This window comes from Vibrio sp. 1F279 (assembly GCF_041439815.1).
Lineage (GTDB): Bacteria > Pseudomonadota > Gammaproteobacteria > Enterobacterales > Vibrionaceae > Vibrio > Vibrio tasmaniensis_A.
Map to the genome: position 1 here is coordinate 1 of NZ_JBGOOU010000067.1, position 9,380 is coordinate 9,380.

Genomic DNA, 9,380 nt, shown 5'->3' on the forward strand with positions numbered 1-9,380 from the left:
AAAATGTAGAAAACTGTGTTGATATCGGTGGTGAGGACCGGAACCGGACAGGAAAAGACAGGAAGGAACCCTAGGCGTAATAAGTCTCGAAATGAATTTATATTATTGAATTAGAATGACTTTTACCTATTCGTAACGGTGAGAGTCTTCTTTCTAGTTCAATAAATAAAGGAAAGTTTCTATGAACCAATCTAAAGGCAGTACAGCGAATACAGAAGCTGATGCATCTAAAGACACGTCAAAACACAATCCATTCTCAAACATCCTCAAATCAGGGGAAGCAGACAAACTAGGTTCAAAATCTCAAGGGAAAGTCCTCTTCGAGGTTGCTCAAAACAGTGAGGATAAACACCTCTACTTCCGAATCTCCGGACAAAGTGGTGGGGCCGGATTACATTCAAAACAGTGGATTCCATGCTCTAAGTTATTCGAGGTTATCGAATCTCAGGGTGATAAACCATGGAAAAGTCAGGTCTACAAATCCCTCTATTCTTCTGGTTCCGCTAACAATCAGGGCTTCTGTGCCGCTATCGTTCGTGGTCTAGGTTTAGCCGTGAAAGCTGAGTCGTCTATCTACTTACATGTCGTTTCAGATAAATACCAAGATAGGAAAAAGGAGCTTCTCGGCCTCGTTAATCACATCAAACCTACCAAGAACAAATAACAGAAGGATCTCATTATGAATTTAGTCTTCGATAAAGAGCGTCTAGTGCTACCAATTAGTACCGACCTTCAAGATGTAATTAACATGGTTATTGATCGCTCTCAGAAACTAACCCCGTCAACCCATGCTGTAACCATAAATTTTCGAGATTCGAGCTATAGCACTGAGAGCGGTGGTTTTCACCCTACTGAAATCCTTATCACTAGGCTTAATGACCAATGGATTTTCGATTACATCACTGATTTTAGTTACTGTGGATTGATGCCTGAACTTGAGAAAGAAATCGACTTTGATTTTGGTCATGGTGTAGCTTACATCCGATACATGGGGGAAGTTCCCATTATTGAATCCAGTGTCGCTGAGTTCTATTCGATGTGGGAAACCAACTTTCTAAGCTACGTCGGAATGGACTGCTTCGATGAGATAGATGTTTCGATAGGTTAGGGTGTCGTCGTCGACGTAATGACGACGCTGTCGATAAACCTACTCATGAACAAGTCGCTAGGTAGGTTTCAACATCTCTAACCAAGGCTTGTTTTACCCATGATGGAGAAATTACATCGATATCAGGTAGCCAAGATTTGAGGACTGGCATTAATGCGTGAATATCTGATGTCTCAATGCTTATAAGTGTCGAGCCATAACCCAACTCTTTCAGTACTTGAATTGCCATAGGTTGTTCTAACTTCTGGTAATCATCAATTCGACTAGAACCAACCTGAGCGATGACCTCTACAATACCCTGAGTATTCCAGTGTAATTCTTCTCTGGTTAGTTTCTCGTTGAAGCTAGGTGAGGGAGTGTAAATATCATCGTGTTGAACTAACTCTGTAATCTCTGCCACTCGAAACGAATATGATTGGTTTCTAAGCATTGAAACCAAATGCCAAATCCCATGTTCGTTAATGAGTTGGTAAGGCTCAATCCGATGATAACGACGACGCTGACACGTTAAGGTCAGAGTGTTTCGTTGATGAATAGCGTTCGCAATGACACGTAACGTTGCCTGAAAGCGACTGGAATCTTCGATAGGTAAATGACGGAACAGAATAGATTGTGTCTTATGGCTTAGTGCCTGAGTCATGACTGCTCTATCTGGAAACAACTTATCTACTCCCATACTCGATAGGGAGTTCAGAGCTAAATGAGCTTTAGGGTTACGATGATCTAATTGCTTTAAGAAGTAATATCCATCCTCTCTTACGATAGGTAGAAATGCCAGTCGACTGAAATCTCGAAGTACAGTTCGTTCATGTACTCCAAATTCCTGCTGTAAGTCGATAAGGCTCAGTTTCTCTCCTGAATGTAATCGGGAAAGTATCTGACTCAATCGGTAGGCTAACTTCTCACTCTTATTCATATCACCAATGATGTACTGATTCGCTGACAGGTAGTGTCAGTCATCATTATTTCCCGATAGTCATGAGTAAGTGACCGATTTTGTTATAGGTTTCATAGCCCGCGAAACCTAAGCCCTGCCGTTATTCCTCAAATTAATTTTACCAACTGACGCCACCTGTCAGTCCACACCTTCAAACTAATCAACAGATGTCTTCTTATGAAAGAGGACATGCAATCTTCAAGGAAAAACAAAAAATGAAAAAATCAATCATCCTGCTCGGTCTAACTTCGCTATTCGCATCTTCGGTATTCGCAGGTGGCACGTTCGGAGGGAATCCGGGCGATATCTCGAAAATGAAAGAACTACTAGAGCCACAATGGAATGGTAAAGCAGGTATTCAGAACCCATCATCTTACGGTGTCATCGTGCAATGGAAAGCCGATGTCTGCGGAACAATGAATGGTCATGTTACTGATGTGACTCAATGCGGCTCAGATACCCCGAAAGGTAAAGCACAATAAGTTTTGTTGTGGAGCTTGGCTCTAGATATCTCAGTTTCGAAATTGGAACTCTCTAGGTTGAGATATCAATGAGCTCCGCAACACCCAATAAACCAACAAGAAGGAGCCTTTACATGGCGATTAAATCAATAACAACATTAGTTACAACCTGTCCTGCATGTGGTGAACGTGCTTATGATGATGGTAGCTGTCAGGTGTGCGGTCACTCTCACTAAAGCTGTATTGGTAAAAATCTAAGGGGCGTATTCTTAATTGAGTACGCCCCTTTTTCATATCTATATAAAGAGGTAGGGAAGTATGCAAAGTAAAACATTCTCACAATCATCATCCCAATCAAAAAAGAACACTGGTATCCGTGGCGCTCAAGTCGGTGCTGCTATTGGGGCTAGATATGGTCCATATGGAGTACTAATCGGAGGTATCGCTGGTTTCGTCATTGGTGTCGTCGCAGACGAAGTTATTGATGATTGACGGATAAGCTAGGTGAGCAGGGGATAGCCTCTGCTTTTTTTGTCGACGACGCAGATGGTGGGAGTTGAAACCTCCTAGCCATATTAAGCTGTGCTGTGCCATTCAGATAGACAGTTATATATAGATATTAGTTTGCGTATAGGCTGCGATACCACTCATTAATATATTTAAGTATAATCAAATAATAAGCCACTTATCGAATATGCTCGCACAATGATAAATAACTATACAATTAGCCCTGACGATCCCGACTTAAATGCATATGAAAAGTACATTGCTGATTTTCATCAACAGCTCTCTTACCTAAAGATTGGTGAAGAACCTAGTTACGAAAATACTGACTTTTTCGAGGAAGCAATAACCGTTGAATACCTTCCTGGAAATGATGATGGGTACTGCGTGTTCGCGGCAAGTCTCTTCAGCGAAGATCTCCTTAATAGTTACAAGCTTGATGCTCATTTAATGTTGCAAAAATCTTACGGTAAAAAAGCGGATAAAACTGTTGATTTAATCAAGAATGATTTTTTGCGTATTGAAGATAAACCTAGCTTGATAGCTGAGTTGAAAGGTTTAAGTAAACGATGTTGCCAATTGTGGGATTACATAATTTATAAACACTTATCTGATCCTTTAGCCAAGATAACAGAAGATGATGTCCGTATGATCATCGAGCAATCAGATCAAATTGGTGATGAACTTATTAAACTGTCTCTTTGTGAGGATATGGAACTAGGTGGGACTAAGGCGCTAAGTAACGGAGCAAAGTATGATTGGCTAGCTAAAGCGGTATTGCAACTCTACGAAGGAGAACTGCCGTTATATGCACAATTATTTACTCAAGTGTGCGTTAATAAATTAGGTAATGAACTAGTTGAGTATAACCACGATATTATTAAGGTTGTTGACTTGATTCTGACTCATCGTCTAGCGTTAAAATCAGATTTCGCTGCTGGCAGAAAGAAGGTTAGAAAAGAAATGCTACAACTGCCAGCAGAGTATATTTACGTCAGACTCAATGGCAATCTCAAAGCAGACAGTACAAAAGCGGCTTATCGTTGGCTATTTATCAAGGCGTGGGCCTATTCTTATTTAAAGGTAAACCCAATGAGTCTTTCAGATTTAGCCCGTGTCATTGCGAAAGATGATCGTTTTTTCTATCGAGATAGCATGCATTTGCTTAGCTACTGTAAAAGTGAAGCTGAAAAAAATGATCTAATAGATAAGCGTTTTTTGGATTTAAAAAATGAACTATCCAAGTGGAATAAGAATGAAGACAGTGAAGGGTTCATTAATGGCAAATTGATAGCAATGAGTCAACGTGGCAGTTAGTACGTATAAAAATTGATACTGAATTGAAAGGGAGAAGCTTAACGGCTTCTCTTTTTTTTTGCTCTCCATAAGCCGGAGCAGAGATGACAGCCGGATTGGTTGAATTAAAGGATACTGCATTTGTCAGCGGAAAAGCTGAAATAACGAAAGGCTGATAGGCAATAGCTGGACCACAGATGACTGCTTAAATAACCCATTTGGGTTGTAATTACATCTGTCGACAAGTGACGCACTACATGCACTGAATCGTTCACAGCATGAATAAAAATCAATCAAAAGGATAAGCAAAATGTCATTACTTAATAAATCCATAAAGAAAGCGCTAGCAATTAAATCAATCACTGAGCAGTACGATGCACCTGAGCAGGCCGCATATATTAAAGTGCCAAGTGAAGATGAAGCATTTCAAAGCAAACTTGGTGTGGCTGAATTAGTTGTTATTGAGGAGCAGTATAAAAACACTGACTACAAAGTGCAGTACATCGTAGACCCTGATCTAATCGAACATTTAGATCGCAAGCATTACCGCACTAAAGTACTCCATGTAGTCAAAACAGAAAGTGGCGAGCTAAAGAGCATCATGATACCAGCTAAGACGAAGAACTCATGGCATGTGTCTAACTATGAATTGCTTATGCAAGCGCAAACATCATCTGTTATCGCCAAGCGTGACGTTATAGCTAAGGTTTACGAGGCGCATAAAGCAACAGGTATTACACCAATTGTTATTACCGATGAAGATGTACAGCAAGCTTACGCTAACGCATTCGGTCAATATGAAATTGCTGACCTCAATCACCCTGCACTAGTCGGAAAATTAAAAAACAGTCCAACGATTGACGCTGTCGACGAACCTGAGATTGAACTACTCGACGACACCGACGCGGTAGAGGCTAATTTGCCTAAATCTGGTTCCCTTGAAGAATTACAGGAGATTCAGCAGCCTGTCAGTTCAGTTAAAAATGAACTCGAACTTGAAGACATATACCTTGATGAGGATGAGCTAGAGTTTGAAGAGATTTCGCTTGATGACATTGATATCAACGAAGAAGCGGCATGAATCATAGCTGCAAGACATTGCATTGAAGGTAAGCCACATGCTTACGTGCTATCAAGACAACTTAATGTTGCTCTGGCGCGTAAGGTGGTTCCTCAACATGTAGTACAACAAGTATCTGCATTCGGGGAAACAATCCCTTGTGCGGTACTGGTGAATATTAAACGGTATCTAGCTCATGTTAATCACCGTCCTGCAATTCGCATTGATGTTGATTACCTCAATCGAAAGATAGCTAAATACAGTAAGAAAAAGTCCAACCGAAGCCTAGCTCTAGTGAGTCAGCTAGTCAGATTTAAAGCTAGCCTGACTCATGATTTAAGCGGTGATTGGCACCGCCAAGTAGTGAATGTCTTCGGTACTAAAACAGGCAGAGATACCACATCAGGAAGTGCCTTAAATCTGATACCAAAACATCATTGGCAAGGCTTACTGAGTCCCCAGCAAGGATATTGTTATGTGCTCTTAGATTATGACCAACAAGAGCCAATGATAGCTGCGCAGAAAGCAAAGTGCATGAAATTACTTAACTTATACGAACAAGGCGATATTTATGAATTACTCATAGAAACAGTAACGGACAATGCATTAACACGCACTGAATTAAAGACATTAATAGTCATGCAGCTTTACGGAGCGAGCATAAAGCGTATAGCGCACGAGCTATCTCAACCACAATCAAACGTCATGAACTGGCTGATGGTGCTTAAGAAAGCCCTAAGCCCAATTGATTATTACCTTGACGGTGAAGCCTTAAAAGCCAAGCGGCAAGGCGAGGTACGCTCATTAGACTGGCGCATGGGAATTACCCAAGAAATTAACACGCTAACAATACGCAACTGGCCTATACAGGCGACAGGTGCGGACATTATGCGGCGAGCTTGCTTCAACCTAGACAAGGCCAAGCTCCCCGTACTACTGACCAACCATGATTCATTCTTGGTGCGGTTAGAAACCGATAAATACGACTATCAACTTAGGCAAGCGAAAAAGGCGTTAACCGACGCCAGCGCCGAGGTATTGGATGGATTTAAATTAAATGTGCAGGTGGAAATGCAACTACCCGCGATGATCAGAGATGAATAAAATGAGTAAATCAAAAAACACAATATCAATGGACGACATTATTGAAGTCGTAAACCCAGAGCAAAACTTGTGTGTAGATGAGAAAGATCAAGTCTATGTGTTGGTGAGAAAAGGTGCATCAACAGAGGCCATAAACATTAAGAGTAAGAAATTCAAGTCTGTACTTCGCAAGATTGCTCGTGACCTTGGAGCACGCCTTAAGGCAGCAGATATTGATGAAATTATTGAAGAACTAGAGAGTATGGTATGGGACTATGAAAAAGCACCGATTACCATTGAAATTCGCAATGCACTGTCCAAAGATAAAGCGTCAGTACTAATCGACCTGTGTAATGATAAAGGTGAAATCATCAACCTTTCGGCAGGTAATGTAGAAGTACTGAGTAAACCTAATGCTAAAACAAAATCAGTGGTATTTAGTCGCCCTAAAGACATGAAACCTATGGTGACTCCTGAATTCACTTCGATTAAAAGTGGCATTACACGGCTAAAACCGTTCATTAATACAGACCCAAACACATTCCTTCAGTTAGTGGCTTACATGACTTACATCTTGGCCCATCCGAAAGAATGCGGTGTCCCTTATCCAATATTGCTTATTCAAGGCGAGAAGGGTTCAGGTAAAAGTTTCTTCTCCAACAGTGTCACACGTACTTTATTGGACCCAAGTAGCCTTGATGGATTGCGAATGCCAAGACGTGAACAAGACTTTGCCATTCAAGTTAACAGTATGTTTTTAGGTGTGTATGACAACTTACGTAAGCTCACGAAAGACCAAAGTGATATGCTCTGTACGACTGCAACTAAGGGTAATATTGCTTCTCGTACCTTGTATTCCGATGATGGCTTAACTTCACTGCTCTTACATGCTCCTTTATTGCTTAATGGTATCCATAATTTTGTGACCGAATCAGATTTGGCCTCACGTTGCTTTAAGGTCGCGCTTGTTCCTATGGAAGAGGACAAACGTAAGCCCGAAGGTTTACTAAAACAGGAGTTAGAAGCAGCATTACCTGAAATTTTTGGTTCACTGTTGACGTTGGCGTCGAAAACATTGGTTGAAGAGGAAAGTGCTAAAGTGAAGTATCCGGCTCGTATGATGGACTTTGCAAAGTGGCTTGCTGCGATTGAGAAAGTGCTGGGGTTAGGTGAGGGCAAGTTACAGAAAGCCTATAAGTTGAATGTGAGAAATATCATGGCCTCAGGTACAGAAGATGACAGCCTTACGGTTGCTATGCAAAAGCTCATCAAATCAGCAGCGAACGATAAAATTTGGAAAGCAACTCCATCTCGCTTATTGGAAACATTGCAGCATCATGAAAACCCGATGTACTTACCACGAGGCGCTGCTGCACTAACAAGCAAGCTTAAAGCTCAAGAAAGCAGTCTTAATGCCAACGGAATTTATTTTAAGATAGGTCGAGATACCGAGCGTTATGTGATGGTGTCAGGTAAGCCTCTAGCTGCTTAATCGTAACCTTGAACATCATATTGATTGAAGCCCATTCTAACGCTGAGTGGGCTTTTTTGTGCCTGAGTGATTATGGTATCGTTCAGGTGCTTACCGTCGACGACAAGGTATTTATAGCAAAGATAAAAAAGTTGTTTCAAATACCGTACTTTGATTTCTCGGTCGATAAGATTAATGTAACAACTTAGCAATTACAGGATCTTATATGCAAACGAAGAGCAAATTAACTACGAGTGCGCAGGCTTGCCTTGATTGGCTTGAAAAGGACTTAGAGTACAATCAGAAGAACAATATTTGGGGGAGTTTGACTCCACTTTATAAGAGATCTATCGAACGTTCTGGTGAACTCAATGATTTTTTTGAAGACGTCCACAACCAGCTTGATGAACACCAGAAAAGGTTGATATTAGAAATCTTGGTAGATGCGGATATGTTCTGGCACCCAAATCAAGCAACTAAAATACGGGCTGATTACCAGAGGTTTATCGAGTCGAATCAAGCTGTTTTTGATGCAGCACGAACGCTTGCGTCACTTTTAGAAGAAAGGGAAGAGTTTAGTGAAGGTGCTCGCTGGTACTCATATGTTGATACTGACTTACCAGACATTTTGAATGCCTCTAGTCAGCATCATTCACGTTTCAATTCATTTTTGAGAGAGAGATTTAAACCACTTTTATCTTTTGATTCGAGGTATTGGCCAACGACGATAGATTTTATTGAAGAACTTCGAAATAGATTTTTTGATGCAGAAATAGAAACCTCTGAGCAGCCATTGCATTTGTTAGTCAATCAGAAAAGAGCTTCTGATCTTGATACCATTATTTTATTTTTTTCTGACTTACAGACCAGAAAGGCGGGTCTTAATGGCTTACCTAAGTCATTTAAGCTCCGAGATTCATCAGTAGCATCGGCAATCAATATTGGGTTAGATCTACCGCTAGAGAATTTATTTACAGCAGAAAAAGTCAAAGTTGGTCGGCAAAACTTACGCAAGAAAGGATGGGATGTTTGGGGGGAAAGGTACGAGTTTAACGGTTTTAATTTATCAACTTAATAAGAGAAGCGTCGTCGACATATAGAGATGGTAATCGACGACATCACTAAACTTCCCCATACTTGTTTAATCAAGCTTGTCTTGATTACGTTCTATGGCGTTGTCTAGCTCTTCGTGTGTGAGTCGAGTTTTATTCAGTTGTTTTTTAGCCTTGTCACCAATGTTCTTTAACTTTTGGCGGTTCTCTTCGGTTTGGCGCTTGTTATTGCGTTTTAGGCGATTGTTTAGTTCATATTCTTCTGAGAAATTAACGAGATTTCTATCTTTTGGCATGTGATATCCTATTTCAGTAATGTTATTTGAATAATATGCCACTAACCACGTATGCTTGATGTGATTTGGATACCAATATTCCTGTCTTTCCACCCAACTTTACCCCCATAAC

General features: G+C 40.7%; 11 protein-coding genes. 9 read left to right on the top strand and 2 right to left on the bottom strand.

Going from position 1 to position 9,380, the window contains the following annotated elements:
* Positions 1–181 precede the first annotated feature (181 nt).
* Complete coding sequence (locus ACED60_RS24580; protein ID WP_265120519.1) at positions 182–664, top strand: hypothetical protein; 483 nt, start codon at positions 182–184, stop codon at positions 662–664.
* Between the two features lie 15 nt (positions 665–679).
* The gene (locus tag ACED60_RS24585) at positions 680–1,108 is read left to right on the top strand and encodes a DUF2787 family protein (protein ID WP_102544242.1); all 429 of its coding nucleotides are present in this window, start codon (positions 680–682) and stop codon (positions 1,106–1,108) included.
* A 43-nt stretch (positions 1,109–1,151) separates the two neighbouring features.
* Here the strand turns inward: ACED60_RS24585 and ACED60_RS24590 are convergent, their stop codons facing one another.
* The gene (locus ACED60_RS24590; protein ID WP_102501402.1) at positions 1,152–2,024 is read right to left on the bottom strand and encodes a YafY family protein; all 873 of its coding nucleotides are present in this window, start codon (positions 2,022–2,024) and stop codon (positions 1,152–1,154) included.
* A gap of 236 nt (positions 2,025–2,260) precedes the next feature.
* On the opposite strand from ACED60_RS24590, the gene ACED60_RS24595 reads away from it, so the two are divergent.
* The 7 genes from ACED60_RS24595 (at position 2,261) to ACED60_RS24625 (ending at position 8,995) form a co-directional block, all read left to right on the top strand.
* The gene (locus ACED60_RS24595; RefSeq protein ID WP_371728656.1) at positions 2,261–2,527 is read left to right on the top strand and encodes a hypothetical protein; all 267 of its coding nucleotides are present in this window, start codon (positions 2,261–2,263) and stop codon (positions 2,525–2,527) included.
* Between the two features lie 297 nt (positions 2,528–2,824).
* The gene (locus ACED60_RS24600) at positions 2,825–2,998 is read left to right on the top strand and encodes a hypothetical protein (RefSeq protein ID WP_017107722.1); all 174 of its coding nucleotides are present in this window, start codon (positions 2,825–2,827) and stop codon (positions 2,996–2,998) included.
* A 213-nt stretch (positions 2,999–3,211) separates the two neighbouring features.
* A complete protein-coding gene (locus ACED60_RS24605) occupies positions 3,212–4,327 on the top strand; it encodes a hypothetical protein (RefSeq protein ID WP_371728657.1) in 1,116 nt (371 codons plus the stop codon).
* Positions 4,328–4,616: 289 nt separating this feature from the next.
* Entirely contained in the window at positions 4,617–5,387 is a 771-nt protein-coding gene (locus ACED60_RS24610) for a hypothetical protein (protein ID WP_017102554.1), read from the top strand.
* A gap of 45 nt (positions 5,388–5,432) precedes the next feature.
* Positions 5,433–6,470 carry a DNA polymerase gene (locus tag ACED60_RS24615; RefSeq protein WP_017102555.1) on the top strand — a complete coding sequence of 346 codons (1,038 nt, stop codon included), beginning with the start codon at positions 5,433–5,435 and terminating at the stop codon, positions 6,468–6,470.
* A 1-nt stretch (position 6,471) separates the two neighbouring features.
* Positions 6,472–7,941 carry an ATP-binding protein gene (locus ACED60_RS24620; protein WP_241810840.1) on the top strand — a complete coding sequence of 490 codons (1,470 nt, stop codon included), beginning with the start codon at positions 6,472–6,474 and terminating at the stop codon, positions 7,939–7,941.
* 205 nt (positions 7,942–8,146) lie between these two features.
* Complete coding sequence (locus ACED60_RS24625) at positions 8,147–8,995, top strand: hypothetical protein (protein ID WP_017102558.1); 849 nt, start codon at positions 8,147–8,149, stop codon at positions 8,993–8,995.
* Positions 8,996–9,061: 66 nt separating this feature from the next.
* Here ACED60_RS24625 and ACED60_RS24630 read toward each other — a convergent pair whose 3' ends face one another.
* Complete coding sequence (locus ACED60_RS24630) at positions 9,062–9,268, bottom strand: hypothetical protein (protein ID WP_017102559.1); 207 nt, start codon at positions 9,266–9,268, stop codon at positions 9,062–9,064.
* Between the last annotated feature and the right edge of the window lie 112 nt (positions 9,269–9,380).